This window comes from uncultured Cohaesibacter sp. (genome assembly GCF_963556055.3).
Classification (GTDB): Bacteria; Pseudomonadota; Alphaproteobacteria; order Rhizobiales; family Cohaesibacteraceae; genus Cohaesibacter.
Window position 1 is genome coordinate 50056 of record NZ_CAUVYE020000012.1, and the last position, 16791, is coordinate 66846.

A 16791-nucleotide genomic window follows, 5' to 3' on the forward strand; every position below is an offset into this window, starting at 1 on the left:
AATTTTGATTTCACTGCGAAGCCAAAGGCTCCGCTTTCGCGCCAAATGCAAGCAAAGAGATGCCTGCCGGCTGAGCCTTGATGCCGAGGCGACAATGCGGGTTTCGTCCATCTCCGAAGATTGGATCAAAGCCCTTGCATCTTCTTGATCTGCAAAGGCCCTGTGATATGAGCGCTGTAGTGATCAAATCCACCAAATCGAAAATGACTTGATGGATCTGACTCGATATGACTAAACCGCTCACGCCGTTGCGACGGAATTTCGGGACACGAAAGACAGCCGCAATCCGATGATCATTGCAACAACCATTACGCCCGTAAGAAACGCAAAGAAGCCACTGGCATTGAGCATCAACAAGGATGGCGCCCAAATTGCCATGATGGCAGCCAGAATTCTGGCAAATGCGATCAGGCTACCTTGAGCCGTTGAAAGCAGCAACACGGGGAAGAATTCCTGCGCCCAGACCTTCATCATGCCCTCGAACGCGAGAGCCGCCCCAAATCCGGACAGAGCAGAGCTGACGAAGAGTGTCGGAACCGTGACCCCGAAAACCGCAGGGACGGCAAAGCTCAAGATGAAACTCACGGCACCAGCTACAAACCATTTTCTGCGGTGTGGACCGTCGACCACGCGCATGAACAGGAACATGGCAACAAGACCGACGACCATGACACAGATATATGCCATCGAATAGGCGCGGACTGTGCTATGGGCCACATTCACAAACATGTAGCTGAGAAACTGCGCCTTGATGCTCGCCGCAATTTGAGCGAGGCCATAGAAAAGTCCCAGTCCGATGAACAGCGGCAGATATGGTTTTTGCAGAAGGCTCTTGATCTTTGAGATGCTGACCTCTTCCTTGGCGTTGCCACCACCGGACCTGACCTTGCTGCTTTCTTTCGTCCACTGTGCTGACTCCGGCAGTTTAATACGCAATAGCAATACGATAACGGAAACGATAATCAAGTGGCAGAAGAGCAATCGAGCGCCCAGGGCATCCATGTCCGAGACGATTGCGACAATAATCTGGGTGATGAGAATACCGACGTTCCAGAGGATCTGGGAAAAGGTGATCATCTTGCCGCGCGCGCCCTTGGGGGCGCATTCTCCGACCAGTGCAAGAGATGCAGGCAAATCCGCTCCTGCAAAAAAGCCAAGAACCACGGTCCCGATCAGCAGGGTTGCAAAATTCTGTGCTACCGCCATGATGACGCACCCAACGGCAAGACCGAGCATCGTTACGCTGAAGACTCTCTTGCGGCCATATTTGTCACCCAAGCGGCCGCCTAGCAACGCACCAAGTGCGATGAAGAGTGCTATCGATGAAGAAAGATAGCCGATTTTCATGCTGTCCAGATTGAGTGCATTTTGATACATGACCAAGGCCACGCTGGTAGATGCAACGGCACTGGCATCAATATAGGATGCCATTCCGGCAACCGTTGCCACAAACCAGTCTCTTCCCGAAACCTTTACAGAGACGTCATTCATCTTGTTTCCTCCCTGTCGCCGACCAGATTTTTGACACCGTTTTCCTCCGGAGATCTGTCAGGCAACAGCTTTACGACTACTCACCGTATTTGATTGTAAATCTATGGAACCTGTACAGCATGAACCCCTATCATGCGGTCGTGTTCCAGCCCTTAATGTGCTTTGTGAGACAAGCCAAATCATGGGGAACAAGCCCTTCAACCGAATTTGAAACCGGTATGGTTTGGCCGGGAAAACTGGTTCAGCGCTAGGCATGCCTGTTTCAAAACGCGCTTGATGCGCAGTGATTGAGCAAATGCATTTTTCATTGAACTTCCTTTCCCGACCAACGGGCTCACCACCCAAAGACTGACTTATGGGGCATCATGCCGAACAGCGCGCATATAGCTCTGCTGCGATTTCGGAAGAGCGACAGCTTCACCTCGCTTTCCGACCGTGTTACGCAAAATGCCGATCCCTTCCGCTTCCAGTTCCACAACGGATCCTTCAGGGAACCAACGATCCTGCTCACTGCCGCTCCCTCCGGGAACCGTTCCGCTGGTGAAGATATCTCCGGGCATGATGGTTTGAACTTGGGTGACATATTCGATCAGCTCTTCAAACGTGAATTGCAGTGCGGTCGTTGTATCGGTCCAGACCTCTCCGTTGATCCGCGCAACAAGACGCGCCTTCTCGACGTCAAATTCATCCGGGGTCGCGATACATGGGCCGAGTGAACTTGCGCAGTCCTTGCAGAGGCCCGGCCCCATATTGATGCTCATCTCCCGTTGCTGGAAATCTCGGGTACTCCAGTCCGTGTAGAGCATGAAGCCGAAAATATGGGCTTTCGCGTTCGCCTTGGAAACGTTACGTCCCCTTTTGCCGATCACGGCAGCCAGTTCCAGTTCATAGTCATATTTGGCTGTAAGATCTGGCCAGGGAACGATTTCCTCTGGTCCATACACTTCCCACAGCGTGGTTTTATAGTAGGCCGGAAGGTTATACCATTCAGGTGGAATCCGTGTCAGAGACGGCTCCATTCCTCCGATCTTTTTCTTCATTGTCTCAATGGAATCAAGCATATGCTTTTCCGACAGAGAGAAGTTACGAATTGAACGGGGAACTGGCAACGGCGTAAGCAGCGTAATTTCATCGAGGCCATACAAAACCTTGATGTCCTTGCTGGATGTCACCCCTTTCGATAGTACGAAGTCGAAGGTTTCACGCGCAGCGTCAAGCGCCCTGTCTCCACGATCCATGAAAGTGAGCAAATCGCTCGGGCAATCAAACTCAGCTTGCAAGGCCGCTTCCCGAACCCCTTTGTCACTCACGAACACTTCGCGAGCGGCGGCGAGGTCGATGACGGACGAGCCATCCCTGGTCAGAACCCCGGAGCGGCGCGCAAGGCCCAAGGGGGTTGATATTTCAAAGGTCACAAATCGCATGTCTGCTTTTCCTTTTTTTCTGCGAGCATTGTGCTCTTGTCTGTTTGAATTCTACTGTTTCAAGAGGTCAGCAAGCGTGCTGGTTCCAATGAACGTGAGTGTGACCGAAACCTGTTCCGTCGGGGGGAACGTGATGCCTAATTGACCGGAACTGTCTGCTTGTTCACGCGTTTGAGGGGGCAACGCGCTCAAGTGGGAATCCAGATCAGACACTTCGAACAGTATCCCGGTCACACCTGTTGTTTCATCGTCGGAAGGATAGACTCTGATGAAACAGTCTCTTGTGAAGACGGACCACCCTTCACCGTCTCCTTTCGCCGCTTTCCCGTGAAGCACCAGACCCAGCCATTTGGCCACTCCGGTTACGTCACAAGCCTTTATGTCGACCCCGACCATACGTTGAACGCCATGGCGATGGGTCTGAAATCCTGGAAGATGGTAGGTGGCCAAAGCCGCCGCATGGGTCGCGTTTACGGCCATCGGAACAGTGTTTGCCATCGCCAACCGGCTCGCCAGAATCGGGTGACGTGTCTTGTCAGAGGGATCAATCCAACTCCGATCGGGGACCTTGACAACATCACCATTGGCAAGGCCCAGAGAGCCGAGAACCTGGCGGGTTTCCTCCAGATCCTTTGACGCGGCAACCAATACCGGAGTGGGAGGCCCGGGCTGTGAGAGCACGATCATGTTGGCGATATCATTGGCTGGAGCCTTAAAGACAAGATGCCGGACACCGGCGACAGGAGTGTCGCTGTTCCCTTCAAGCTGAGAAGGAGCGGCAACAATGCCGTAATCGGCAAATTCGCTGACGGCCTTATCCAGATTTTCGACCGTCAGAACTACATGGTCGAGATCGATGTAACCAATGTCGGAAGGGGATAACTCCCCCTCCTTGCGGTTTTCAGATTGAAACGAACCGGACATCTTACAGGCCTTCGCCTTTCGGAATGCCCGATGGCTTGGCTTCTGCAGCATAGCATTCGTGGGCCATGCTTGCCCGGATCGCCTTGGCATAAGCCTCACGGAAGGGTTGGATCAGTCCTTCACGTGCCATGCGGCGGTGAATGCGGGGAACAGGCATGATGGTATTGCGCGCAACTTCCCAAGCACGCTCCAGAACCTTGTCGATAGGATGCACTTCGGTAAAGATCCCCAGTTCCTGTGCACGTTCAGGACCGATTTCGGTGCCCATATATAGTGCGGAACGGGCAAGGTTGTGGCCGAACAGCTCGTCATACAGAATGTTTGTCCCGTCGGTAGGCACCAGTCCGGCATCCTTGAGATGGCGGTCCACGATCACGGTCTTGTCACTTGCAATGACGATGTCTGAAAGCAGAACGATTTCCGGATGGATTGAAACCGGACCATTAATGGCGGCAACGACAGGAACCGGAATATCAATGAGGGCACCGGGCATCCGTGTCTGCACCGTCCACCACCAGTCATAGGTCACCAGTTTGGAACGGTCCGTGGCTGGCTGGGCAGTCGCTGCATCGAACTGGTTCAGGAACGAGTCGCCTGTTCCTGTGATGATGATGCATTCGTTGTCCGGATCGTGCGAGATATCGGCAAAGAAAGGGATCAACGCGCCGTGCATGGCCTCGTTCCAGCGCCAGGGGCCGTCGTTCCAGTGGAACCGGACCTCAAGGATGCCATCTTCGCGTTTCAGATAGGCCAGATCGCGCCAGCATTCTTGATAATTTTCCAAATATGTTCTGTAGGGGACGGATTTATCGAACTTGTAGGACATTCATTCCTCCAAAATATCTTTCTGGTTTGAAGAACGCTGCCCGCGCTTGGGCAGCGTTTATTGTGGTTGATGCATCAATGTGCATTCTGAGCTGGAAGCTTTGACGTATCGGCGGAAAGAGCCGCGTCGCGCTTGCGAATAACCGCCCGGCCGGCAAAGGCTGTGATGATTGCACCCAGCGTGGTCACGACCATGGCCACGCCACAAGCCTGACCAACGGAACCTGTTGCTTTGACCGTTCCAAGGAAGGAGGTGACAATCATGGAGAAGCAGTATTGTGCGAAGCCACAGAAGGCGGCAGCAGATCCCTTGATCGCACCGGATTCACTAAGAGCCAGAGACAAGCCAACCGGGATCACGATGGACGTAGTGCAGGCGATGAAGCCAAACAACACTGCGATAACGGGGATTGTTGCCTGTCCGGTTTTGAAAAGATAGATGACCGTGGCAGCGTCAATGCATTGCAGGATGAACACGGTTACAACGAAGGCAAATGGTTCGAACCGTCTTGTGAAAAAGCTGCTGACGAGCCCCCCAACGACCATCGATGCGGCAAGGCCGGAGAACAGAACCGAGAATGTACCCGGATCCATGTGCAATTCGTTCTGGAAGACGAAGGCCGATGCACCAACATAGCAGAAGAAAGTTGAAATCCCGAAACCGAATGTCATTGCAAACAATATGAAACCCGGTTGGGTAAATACAACTTTCAGGTCCTTGGCCAAAGACGAGAAGGCACCCTCACGCCCTGCTGTAGAAGAGGTTTCTTTGAGGAAAAGTGCAACGGCAACAATCAATGCAACATTCATCATCGCCATAGCCCAGAAAACCGCACGCCAATCAAAGGCAGCAGAAACGGATTGCCCCAAAAGCGGCATGATGATTGGCGTAACTGCCGAAACCACCTGCATATAGCTAAGCATGCTGGCTGAAGCTTTGCCTTTCCCAGCGTCGCCGCCTACGGCACGACCGGTGCACATCACCGCGGCACCGCCAAGCCCCTGCAACGCTCTGGCTGCAAGAAGAATTTGCATGCTCGGTGCGATCGCACAGCTTGCACTGCCTATGGCCAACAGAACCAGACCAAACAGGATCGTTTTCTTGCGACCAAAAATGTCAGAGAAGGGACCAATCGCAATATGACCGATCATCATGCCGAAGAAAAATGCGGAGACTGTATATACCGTGGCGTTCTTGGCAACACCGAGGGCCGTTGCCATGGCAGGTAGTGAAGATGCGATCGGATCGAGATGAAGAGCCCCCATCGATACGAGGAATCCCAATGTGATAATCATTGGAACAGAATAACTGCGAGGCTGATCCACCCCTCCAGTCTTTGTTTCAGTAGCCATTCTTGACCTCCCAAATTGTCAGCCCCTCTCTTGCGTTGATCGCGTCGTATCCGTTCGGGGCGAGTGTCGAAAATCGTTGCTGGACAAAAAATATATATATATATATTCTGTGTCAACAGTGTTTTGAAGCGATCTGAAAATCTGGCTGAAGTTGGCAGAAAACATAGCGAAAGAGCAGATAAAACCTCACGGATGTGAGGGGAAATCCAAAAGGAGCATTTTAGATTACCCGGCAAATTTTCCGGAAATCTTGCATCAGGGAGAGGCAGTCTGACGTTTCAGTCGCATGGATTCTTGAGTCGTTGAGGCAATCGGATTCCTGACTTCCTCCCCCCTCCTCTACCGCCACACGCTACACAGCCATTTCTGTCATGAACGCGTTTTCGAGCACTTGAACCGGGATCGGGCAAAAACCTGATTTGATCATGCGGGCTAGCGTCCATGTGATGTTCCGGAAAATGAAATCTGAATGAAAGCAGGAAAATGCAATCCAAAATCATAGAGCTAGAGAAGGTGAGCGATTACTTTCACGACGGCATGTCCATCATGTTTGGTGGATTTATGGGGGTGGGCACCCCTCCACTCCTTGAACCGGGATCGGGCAAAAACCTGATTTGATCATGCGGGCTAGCGTCCATGTGATGTTCCGGAAAATGAAATCTGAATGAAAGCAGGAAAATGCAATCCAAAATCATAGAGCTAGAGAAGGTGAGCGATTACTTTCACGACGGCATGTCCATCATGTTTGGTGGATTTATGGGGGTGGGCACCCCTCCACTCCTTGTTGAGGCACTGCTCCAAGCCGGGGTCAAAGATCTGACTTTGATCGGCAACGATACCAGCTTTCCCACCAATGGAGTGGGACCATTGATAAGCAACGGTCGGGCCAAAAAGGTGATTGCAACGCACATCGGCACCAATCCCGAAACGGGTCGACAGATGATTTCAGGCGAACTGGATGTTGAACTCGTTCCCCAAGGCACTCTGGCAGAGCAAATCCGGGCTGGTGGTTCCGGACTCGGGGGCGTCTTGACGCCAACAGGCGTTGGAACGTCGGTTGCAGAAGGCAAACAGCAGCTACAGATCAACGGCAAGACATTCCTTCTGGAAAAGCCGATACGTGCTGATCTGGCCATTATTCATGCGGCATGCAGCGACAAGGCAGGCAACCTGCAATATCGCTTGTCGGCCCGCAATTTCAATCCATTGATCGCTCTTGCTGCTGATGTCGTTATTGCTCAGGCGGATGAAATCGTCGAAATCGGCTCGATTGACCCTGACGCAGTGATGACCCCGGGAGCCCTTGTTGATGCAATCGTGAGGAGTTGAGAGCGATGAACAAGAAAGAAATCATAGCGCGTCGTGTCGCCAAGGAACTGAAAAGCGGGGATGTGGTCAATCTGGGCATCGGTCTGCCGACCATGGTTGCCAACCATCTGCCCGAAGGTATCGAAATAACGCTTCAATCGGAAAACGGCTTTCTGGGAATTGGCCCCGTAACAAAAGAAGATCCGGCACTGGTAAATGCCGGAGGTCAACCTTGTGGCATTCTTCCGGGCGGCTCGACCTTTGACAGTGCCTTCTCCTTCGCTCTTATCCGGAGCGGGCATGTCGACGCCTGTGTCCTGGGGGGACTTCAAGTTGATGAGAATGCCAATCTGGCCAACTGGATGGTGCCGGGCAAGATGGTGCCGGGAATGGGTGGAGCCATGGACCTCGTTGTCGGCTCCAGGAAAGTCATTGTCGCCATGGAGCATTGCGCCAAGGATGGCAGCGCCAAGATCCTGAAAGCCTGCACTCTGCCGCTGACCGCGGTTCACTGTGTATCAATGATCGTCACAGAGTTGGCGGTGTTCGAGTTCTCAGATGACACACTGACCCTTGTTGAGCTTGGTCCGGAAACGGATCTTCAAACGGTCAAGGACAAGACCGAGGCCAGCTTTGCCATCTCCAAACACCTAACGCAACAAAAGGCATCCTGATCATGAAAAATATCGTCATAGCCAGCGCGGTCAGGACCGCAATTGGCAAATTCGGCGGATCTCTTTCCTCCGTTCCTGCCGTGGAACTCGGAGCCCGCGTTGCCGCAGAGGCAATCAAGAGGGCAAGCATCACCCCCGACATGGTGGACGAGGTCTTGCTTGGCAACGTGCTTCAGGGTGGACTTGGGCAAAACCCGGCCCGACAGGCGAGCCTGAAGGCGGGATTGCCGGAAAGCGTGCCTGCCTCAACGCTTAACATTGTCTGTGGTTCAGGTCTCAAGTCCGTTATCATGGGTGCTCAGATGATTGCTTCAGAAAGCAACCAGATCATGTTGGTTGGCGGCATGGAAAACATGTCTGCTGCTCCGTACCTCATAGACAAGGCGCGCTGGGGCCTGAAAATGAATGATGGCACGATTACCGACATGATGATCCAGGATGGGTTATTTTGCGCGATGAACGGCTATCACATGGGGTTCACGGCAGAAAATGTCGCAGAAAAATATGGCATTTCCCGTGCGGAACAGGACAGAATCGCTTTTCAGTCTCAATCACGGGCAGCCAGGGCCATCCAGTCGGGTGCCTTCATGGATGAAATCCTGCCGGTTACTGTGAACGTGAGAAAACAGGAAGTTGACTTTTCCACTGATGAGCATGTTCGTCTTGATACCTCACTGGAAGGTCTTGAAAAACTGAGGCCGGCGTTCAAGCCCGACGGAACAGTGACCGCGGGCAACGCATCCGGGATCAATGACGGTGCGGCAGCGCTGATCCTTGTGAGCGAGGACAGAGCGCGTGCGTTAGGTTTGCCAATTCTTGCCAGGATCCGTGGTTTCGGGACGGCTGGTGTCGATCCCGCCTATATGGGCATGGGTCCCGTGCCCGCGACTCTGAAGGCTCTGGAACAGGCCAGGCTCGAGATCAGCGATCTCGATCTGATTGAAGCCAATGAAGCCTTTGCGTCGCAGTTTGCGGCGGTTGGCAAAGAGCTTGGACTCAATGAGGAAAAGACGAATGTCAATGGCGGGGCCATCGCCATCGGTCACCCGATAGGTGCTTCCGGTGCCCGGATTCTCGTCACTCTTCTTCATGCATTGATGAAACGGGACGGAACCCTTGGCCTTGCGACGCTGTGTGTCGGTGGTGGCATGGGCGTTTCCCTGATTGTCGAGCGTATTTGATCTCTCGATAGCATCCGGTCTTTCGGCAAATTGCCGAAGGACCTTTGCTACGCAAGAGGGCCAACCGGCCAATGCGTAGACAACCCAAAGTTCCATCCACTGAAAATGTCACTACCCACGATGATCGAATTTGAAAAATATATAAATTGTTTGCGCGGCCCTGCGAGCCGTATTATGCACTTCAAGAAAAGTTGCATGGATTGCTGACCCGGTTTGAGACCGTATCGAAAGCGTGGAGACCGGAGGACCCTGACATGCCATTTGATCCGCTATTTGACACCGCACACACGAATGAAATGAATGCAGTGAAAAACGACAACAGCTCAGAACCACCCAAGAAAAAGCGCATTACCCTCGTTGATCGTGCGCGATTGCATTTACGGGATGAAATCTTGTCGGGACGACTCGCTCCCGGACAGCGCATTCATCTGAATGAAACGGCAGAGCAGCTCGAAATGAGCATGGTCCCTTTGCGGGAAGCTCTCGGTTCACTTGTTTCCGAGGGATTGGTGACCGCTGTCCGGCAAAGAGGCTTTCGTGTCAGCGAAGTCGATCTTGACGATATGGCCGATATCTATCGCTTGCGGCTCATACTTGATCCTCTTGCCGTCGAATTGGCTGTCAGCCAGATGACAGATCAGGAATTCGACGCGGTAACCGAAGCCTATCAGGCGATCAAGGGTGCAAAAACCAAAGAGATTTCGCGAGCTGACAACCGTACTTTTCACTTTTCCGTCTATACGCCGTGTCGTTCTCCCTGGTTGCTGCGAATCATCAACATGCTTTGGGAAAATAGCGAGCGCTATCAGACCCTCTCGACATCTGACAAGATTGTCAAAAAGCATCATATTGATGAGCACGAGAAAATTTACAGGGCTATTGTTGAACGGGATCCGAAAAAGGCGGCAGAGGCAATGTATCAGCACGTCAAGGCAACCGCTGAAGCGCTCGTATCGGCTTTTGACGAAAAGGATCCTTCCTGACTGGGCATGACTGTCACTTTTCATCCTTCTGCATTCATATCTTCCCCCGCACAGCGCGGGGTGGATTGCGGATGGAGCCCTTTGTTGCGATTGAAGTCTGTGGATCAAAAAATGCCCTGCCCTTTCAGGCAATCCGACACAGTATCGACCAGACCTGGCGTTGAACATGGACTTTTACTTGGTCAAGAATCACCCAATCTTATGCTGAACGCTCGACAGAAAGTATAAATGCGGTATTTTGCAAATTTATTTATTTTATACTATGCAAATTAAAACGAAATTATTATACAATTAGCAACAATACTATTTATTAGTATATTAACCATACCATTGCCCCAACTATCACTATTGCATCGGGGCAATGTTATGCACTTCAAGATTCGAATTTGGGCGATATTATTCTTTGGGTTCTTCGGTCTGATATTTCTTTCCGGCATGTTTTACTGGAATCAGGAAAGATCAAATGAAGTAAATAGTATTGCGCTGAAAGCTGAGATGAGAGTCGGTTTCTATTATCAAACGGCCGCAAAACTCAGCAATTTAAAATCCATTGCTGAAGAATTCCTTCTTTCCAACGACCTCGCTCTCATCGATCAGGCGAGAGTTGTAGGCGCCCCGGCTCACGATGCAGAAGAGCTTCCAGTCAAGGATGTCGAATTCATCAATGAACTGGTCAACAAGGCCCTTACCCCAGTTGGTCGCATTGACAGAGGCGCGGTCAATTTCGGGTCTGTCTGAGAATGAAGGTCTGAAGGGAGAGTTGCGCAGCGCTGTCAAGACAGCCGAGGCAAAGCTTGGCGAATTCAGCAAACAGAATCCCGATGTTTCGATTGATGCTCTGATGGTCAAAATGCTCATGCTGCGCCGCCATGAGAAGGACTATATGCTTCGCCAGCAGACCAAGTATCTCGACACCTTCAATAAGCGCATCGGTGAATTCATGAAGGTTCTGGCGGAGACAGACATTCCGACAAGTCTGAAAAGCGAGATTGCAGATCTGGCTCAGAATTATCAGGCAAAATTCAGCAACTGGGTGAATGCCGACCAGACAGTTCTGGCTCGCGCCACAACGTTTAGAACGGACTTGGCAGACATGACCAGCCGATTGGACGGCCTTGTATCCGAAGCTCGGTCTGATTTCACCAAGGCGCTGGAGTCGCGTGATGAAATCAATAGCTCCGTATATTCAACGACGCTCCTTATTCTGCTTGTGGCGTCCTTCCTTATTCTTGCCGGGGGCATTTTCGTCATTCGCTCAATAACTCGCCCTCTGCAAGGCATCACAAATGCGATGAACAGTATCGCCAAGGGAGATCTCGACGCGCGCTTGCCGGATTACAAGCAGAAAGACCAGATCGGAGAGTTGGTTTCGATTGCCAGCATTCTGCGTCAGAGCATTGAGCGGCAGAAGAGACTCGAATCGCAGGAACAGGAGAGGCAACACCAGCTCGAGCTCGATAAACAGGCTCTTATGGAGCGGCTTGCAAATGAATTCGATCAGAGCATTAGCGGTATTGTCAATGCAGTTTCCCAGTCTTCCGAACAGCTGAGCAAGACGGCTGAAAGCATGAACGCTGTGGCAGAAAAGACGTCTTCAGAAGCCTCAAGCGCCTCCTCTGCCTCCACACAGACCATGAACAACGTCCAGACGGTGGCGACTGCGACGGAGGAATTGACCGGATCCATTTCCGAGATTAGTTCCCAGATCAGTTCCGCTTCCGGTGCTGCACAGCAGGCGGTTGCCAAGGTAATCGATACGAGCCGACAGATGCTGTCGCTAACGGAATTTTCTGGCAAGGTCGGACAGGTCGTGGAGATGATCTCATCGATTGCCGAACAAACCAACCTTCTGGCGCTCAATGCCACCATCGAGTCGGCCAGAGCCGGGGAAGCAGGCAAGGGCTTTGCCGTGGTAGCCGGAGAAGTAAAGGCGCTTGCCGGTCAAACCTCGAAAGCAACGGAAGAAATCTCGAGGCAGATTACCGAAATTCAGGCGGCCACCACTTTTGCCTCTCAGTCGATGGATGAACTCAACGATGTGATTCAGCAGGTCGACACAATATCGGCCAGCATCGCCGCGGTGATGGAACAGCAGACAAGTGCAACACGAGATATTGCCAAAAGCGTTCATGAGGCAGCCAATGGAACCAACCTTGTGAATGCCAACATTTCGAGTGTAGCTTCCGCGTCAAAAGAAGCGGGAACGGCCGCTGAAATGGTGATGTCGGCAGCAAGTACCCTGCAAGATCAATCACGGCAGCTGAACGCTGAAGTCAGTAATTTCATAAAGCGCATACGCACGGCTTGAGGCAGAGAGACTTGCCTCTCGATCCAAACGTATCATCCGAGAGAAGTGAAACATCACCCGGTCACGCAGCATCAAGACCAGAGCCTTGCCGCAACCACAAGACTGTCCGCTTTGGGCTCCGCGCCAACACGCATTGTGTAAGATTGCGGGGCCCAAAAGCACAGAGGCAAACAGGACATACAGGCCCCGTTATTCCCGGCGAACGCGGGACAACGGGGTCTCTGGTCACCTTCGGCATCTCGACATTGAGACAGGTCCCGATGTGAGATCAATGCGCCACACCGGATTGCTCCATGTCACTGGCGTGCATTTGCAGGTAGGTCTGCACAAGGCGTGCTTCCTCCTTGGTCATGTTGCATGACGCTTCCATCGCCTTGAACTGCCCTGACCACTGATTGGAGTCGAATTCGTTCAGATGCGGTGCAGCGTGGCACTGGGCGCAGTTGGCATTATAGAGAGCATCTGCATAATGCCATAATTTGTCGGTTGCGCCGGTCAGATTATCTTGAGGAATCCAGCCAGTAAGCTTGGTTTTTTGCCAGACCTGGCCGGTCTCTTCGATGGTCATCGGTTCATCGTAGGCGACCGCAGCTTCCTGAGCTTCCGTTCCCAGTGATGCAATCAGAATGCGTTTGCCGGCATCGACATAGAGCACGCGTTCGACGCCTTCCTGTCGCCATCCGTTCAACTCAATCTGAACCATTCCATCAGAGACCGCCAGCACCGTCATCGGAGCACCGGGCAGAACCTTGCCGCCCTTTTCCTGACCAGCCTGATCGAGGAAATAGGATTGAGTAGTCAGCGAATGGGCCACTTTCTGTTCAATACTTACCTGACCGATTGTTTCCTTGAAGCTGTCATAGGCAATCTTGGCCAGCGATCCCATATCGGGCATTTTATGTACCAGACCCTTGTGACAGGAAATGCAGGTATCCCCTTTCTCTATTGCCCTGGGGTGCTGTTTCTTTGCATCTGCCGCTTGCCTGCTAACATTCATGCTGTCATAGGAATGGCACTCACGGCAGGTGGCCGAATTGTTTTTTTCCATTTCAGCCCAGACCGTCTGAGCCATTGCCAGACGATGCGATTCAAATTTCTCCTCGCTGTCGATGACGCCTGTCACCTCTCCCCAGACGTCCTTTAGCGCCTTTATCTTTGTCACCACATAGGGCGCCATGTCTTTTGGCACATGGCAATCTGAGCAAAGGGCTCGAACACCGGATACGTTTTCGTAATGTGCAGATTTCTTGTATTCTTCAAAGGGTGTTTGCATGGAGTGGCAGCTGGTACAGAATTCAACGCTGTCGGTAAATTTCATCACGGAATGAAAACCGCCCCAGAAAATAATCCCGATTATGAAAAACAGTCCTGCAATGACACTCCATGCGATTGGGGCGGGTTGCAGAAACAGCTTTCGAAACTTCTGGCCCAAGTTCGAATGCGTCTTCGACATTTTAGTCACCGATTTCCTTTAAGTCAGGCAAGCGGATATTGGCCGCGTGCCTACCGTCATCTTTATAGGTCTAGCCTGTCCAACCGATCTGAAAGGCTTCCGTCACGTCTGTTTGGAAAAGGCTGCTAAATCTCGAAGACATGGTCTTTCACAATATTTTGGCTGCTCATAACCAAATGGATGCGCTTTATTGGACAAAAGTAGCATGTAAAATGCCAGTATAGGCACTCTTAGACCTTTTGTGCATGGAACAGATCAAAGACGCTAAGCTTTCCGCAGGTAAACTTACCTTTTTAAGAGACCATATCCAGAGGCCGGCAACACGACGCCATTTTACCAAGCGCCGCGCCCGACTTCCTGTCATGTGAGAATGAAGGAGGTTAATTCTCATGTCGAAAATCAGAGGACCGTTTGATCCCCGACTAACCCGCAGGGGATTTCTGGGAGCAACAGCAGCGACAGGTGCCGGAGCCATGTTGGCCGGACCATTAACATCAGCAGCAGCCCATGCTTCAACCGAAAAGGCCAGCCTGACAGCTGCGCATTGGGGGGTCATGCGCGCGGTTGTCGAGGATGGCAAATTCGTCAAGGCGCTGCCGTTTGAAAAAGACCCTGCCCCGATCATGCCGATGATCGAAGGGACGCCATCGCTGGTCTACAGCCCATCTCGCATCAAGTATCCCATGGTCCGCAAGGGCTTCTTGGAAAATGGCCACAAGAGTGACACATCGGAGCGTGGCACAGACAACTTTGTTCGGGTTTCCTGGGATGAAGCGCTGGATCTGGTTGCGCGCGAATTGCATCGTGTCAAGGACGAGTTCGGACCGGCCAGTTTCCTGGTGGGCAATCTTGGCTGGAAAAGTTCCGGCCGACTGCACAACCCACGCGCATCACTGGTTCGTTTGATGCATTTGCATGGCGGCTTTACAGCGCCACTTGGTGACTATTCCACTGGCGCCGCGCAAGCCATCATGCCGCATGTGATGGGTGGTCTGGAAGTCTACTCGGCTCAGTCAGCCTGGCCAGGTGTCGCAAAAAATGCCGACTTGCTTGTCATTTTCGGTTCCGACCCAATGCGTACACTCAATATTGGCTTTGCCCCTCCTGATCATCAGGGCTTGCTGGGCTTCAAGGCCTTCAAGGACAAGGGACTGAAAACCGTCGTCATTGATCCGAAACGCACTGAGACTGCCAAATATCTGGATGCGGACTGGATCGCTCCACGACCGGGTTCGGACACCGCGATCATGCTCGGCATCGCCCACACGCTGTATAGTGAAGGGCTTCATGACGAGAAATTCCTCAAGGACTACACGGTTGGCTTCGAGGAGTTCGTGCCTTATCTCACGGGTAAATCCGATGGTCAGCCCAAAGATGCGGCCTGGGCGGCAGATATCGCTCAAATTCCGGCTGACAAGATCGTCGAACTTGCCCGACAAATGGCGAAAGGTCGCACCTTCATCATGGGTGGCTGGGCGATTCAGCGGACGGAAAATGGCGAGCAAACCTATTGGATGCTTGTCACACTCGCTGCCATGCTTGGACAAATTGGCCTGCCCGGCGGTGGCATCTCGCTTGGTTATCATTATAACTCATCCTGTGCTCCTCGCGCCACCGGCGGTGGGTTACCCGGCCTTTCAGGCGGCAAACCTCCCTCTGACATGCCACCACGCATGCCATGTGCCCGCATTGCCGACATGCTCATGAATCCGGGTGCAGAACTTGACTTCAATGGCAAAAAACTGACCTATCCAGACATTCGGATGGTCCATTGGGCAGGTGGCAACCCCTTGAGCAATCATCAGGATCGCAATAAGCTCATCAATGCCTGGCAGAAACCTGAGGTTATCGTGATTCAGGAACCGTGGTGGACAACATCGGCCCGGTTTGCCGACATCGTATTGCCTGCGACAACGCCGTTCGAGCGTGATGATATCGAAATATGCGGTGACTATTCGCGGCAATTCATCGTGCCTATGCATAAGGTCATCGAACCGCTTTATGAAGCCCGCAATGATTATGACATCGCCGCAGATCTGGCGGATCGCCTCGGCTATGGCAATGATTATGATCGCAAGGACCAGCTCCAGGAGATCGAGGGCTTCTACAATGCCTGCAAGGGCCAGGCGGCCAAGCAGAAAATTGACATGCCTGACTTCAAGGACTTCTGGGAAAGCGGCGATTATTACGAGTTCCCGGTTATGGATCGTGCCAAAGAGTGGACCCGTCACGCAGACTTCCGTGAAGATCCTGATATCGAAGCTCTCGGCACGCCATCAGGGCGGATCGAAATCTACTCCAAAAAGATTGCAAGCTTTGGCTATGAAAATATTGATGGTCATGCGAAATGGATCGAGCCGACAGAATGGCTTGGCTCCAAAGAAGCGGCTGGCGGTGCAATGCTGCACATGATCAGTCCGCATCCTGAATATCGCATTCATAGCCAGATGAACCAGTCCGATGCTCGGAAGGAATATGTGGTCAAGGATCGCGAGCCGATTGAAATCAGTGCTAGCGACGCCAAGGCACTCGGCATCGCTGACGGCGATGTGGTTCGGGTCTTCAATGATCGCGGTCAGTCCCTTGCGGGTGCGGTCGTCACCGAAGACCTGATGGCAGGCGTCGTTCGGTTGTGTGAAGGCTCCTGGTATGATCCGGACAAGCCCGGTGTCATCGGTGCCCTCGACAAGTATGGTTCAGCCAACCAGCTCACTCGAGATATCGGGTCCTCCAAGATCGGCCAGGCCACCACGGCCCACACGACGCTGGTCAAAGTCGAGAAGTTTGACGGAGACCTGCCTCCGGTCACAGCTTTCGATCCGGCTCAAAACGGCTAGGACCAAACACCATGAAGGAGGGCGTTGCCG

14 protein-coding genes are annotated in these 16791 nt (G+C 52.5%); 8 read left to right on the plus strand and 6 right to left on the minus strand.

The annotated features are described in order from the left end of the window. Window positions 1–240: 240 nt before the first annotated feature. The 5 genes from ACHZB8_RS06595 to ACHZB8_RS06615 all read right to left on the minus strand — a co-directional run bounded on the left by ACHZB8_RS06595 (window position 241) and on the right by ACHZB8_RS06615 (window position 6017). The gene (locus tag ACHZB8_RS06595) at window positions 241–1491 is read right to left on the minus strand and encodes an MFS transporter (protein ID WP_316859469.1); all 1251 of its coding nucleotides are present in this window, start codon (window positions 1489–1491) and stop codon (window positions 241–243) included. 353 nt (window positions 1492–1844) lie between these two features. Beyond that, window positions 1845–2915 (minus strand): fumarylacetoacetate hydrolase family protein, encoded by a 1071-nt coding sequence (locus ACHZB8_RS06600; protein ID WP_316859470.1) that lies wholly within the window; start codon window positions 2913–2915, stop codon window positions 1845–1847. A gap of 51 nt (window positions 2916–2966) precedes the next feature. After that, window positions 2967–3839 carry a hypothetical protein gene (locus ACHZB8_RS06605; RefSeq protein WP_316859471.1) on the minus strand — a complete coding sequence of 291 codons (873 nt, stop codon included), beginning with the start codon at window positions 3837–3839 and terminating at the stop codon, window positions 2967–2969. A 1-nt stretch (window position 3840) separates the two neighbouring features. Continuing rightward, complete coding sequence (locus ACHZB8_RS06610) at window positions 3841–4665, minus strand: enoyl-CoA hydratase/isomerase family protein (RefSeq protein WP_316859472.1); 825 nt, start codon at window positions 4663–4665, stop codon at window positions 3841–3843. Between the two features lie 74 nt (window positions 4666–4739). Then, window positions 4740–6017 (minus strand): multidrug effflux MFS transporter, encoded by a 1278-nt coding sequence (locus ACHZB8_RS06615; protein ID WP_316859473.1) that lies wholly within the window; start codon window positions 6015–6017, stop codon window positions 4740–4742. A 483-nt stretch (window positions 6018–6500) separates the two neighbouring features. On the opposite strand from ACHZB8_RS06615, the gene ACHZB8_RS06620 reads away from it, so the two are divergent. The 7 genes from ACHZB8_RS06620 to ACHZB8_RS06650 all read left to right on the plus strand — a co-directional run bounded on the left by ACHZB8_RS06620 (window position 6501) and on the right by ACHZB8_RS06650 (window position 12471). Continuing rightward, a complete protein-coding gene (locus ACHZB8_RS06620; RefSeq protein WP_394706134.1) occupies window positions 6501–6635 on the plus strand; it encodes a CoA-transferase in 135 nt (44 codons plus the stop codon). 60 nt (window positions 6636–6695) lie between these two features. After that, window positions 6696–7346, plus strand: a complete 651-nt coding sequence (atoD, locus tag ACHZB8_RS06625; RefSeq protein ID WP_316859474.1) for an acetate CoA-transferase subunit alpha — start codon at window positions 6696–6698, stop codon at window positions 7344–7346. Between the two features lie 5 nt (window positions 7347–7351). Beyond that, complete coding sequence (locus ACHZB8_RS06630) at window positions 7352–7999, plus strand: 3-oxoacid CoA-transferase subunit B (protein WP_316859475.1); 648 nt, start codon at window positions 7352–7354, stop codon at window positions 7997–7999. A gap of 2 nt (window positions 8000–8001) precedes the next feature. Beyond that, window positions 8002–9180, plus strand: a complete 1179-nt coding sequence (locus tag ACHZB8_RS06635) for an acetyl-CoA C-acetyltransferase (protein ID WP_316859476.1) — start codon at window positions 8002–8004, stop codon at window positions 9178–9180. 254 nt (window positions 9181–9434) lie between these two features. Beyond that, on the plus strand, window positions 9435–10163 hold the full coding sequence (locus ACHZB8_RS06640; protein ID WP_316859477.1) for a GntR family transcriptional regulator: 729 nt from the start codon (window positions 9435–9437) through the stop codon (window positions 10161–10163). A 366-nt stretch (window positions 10164–10529) separates the two neighbouring features. Next, window positions 10530–10901: a hypothetical protein gene (locus ACHZB8_RS06645; RefSeq protein WP_316859478.1), complete on the plus strand. Its 372-nt coding sequence runs from the start codon at window positions 10530–10532 to the stop codon at window positions 10899–10901. After that, complete coding sequence (locus ACHZB8_RS06650) at window positions 10828–12471, plus strand: methyl-accepting chemotaxis protein (protein WP_316859479.1); 1644 nt, start codon at window positions 10828–10830, stop codon at window positions 12469–12471. Before ACHZB8_RS06645 ends, ACHZB8_RS06650 begins: the two co-directional genes overlap by 74 nt. A gap of 268 nt (window positions 12472–12739) precedes the next feature. Here the strand turns inward: ACHZB8_RS06650 and ACHZB8_RS06655 are convergent, their stop codons facing one another. Continuing rightward, a complete protein-coding gene (locus ACHZB8_RS06655; RefSeq protein ID WP_316859480.1) occupies window positions 12740–13924 on the minus strand; it encodes a NapC/NirT family cytochrome c in 1185 nt (394 codons plus the stop codon). Between the two features lie 389 nt (window positions 13925–14313). Here ACHZB8_RS06655 and torA point away from each other — a divergent pair, with 389 nt between their 5' ends. Next, window positions 14314–16761, plus strand: coding sequence for a trimethylamine-N-oxide reductase TorA (gene torA, locus ACHZB8_RS06660; protein WP_316859481.1), 2448 nt, complete (start codon window positions 14314–14316; stop codon window positions 16759–16761). Window positions 16762–16791: the final 30 nt, after the last annotated feature.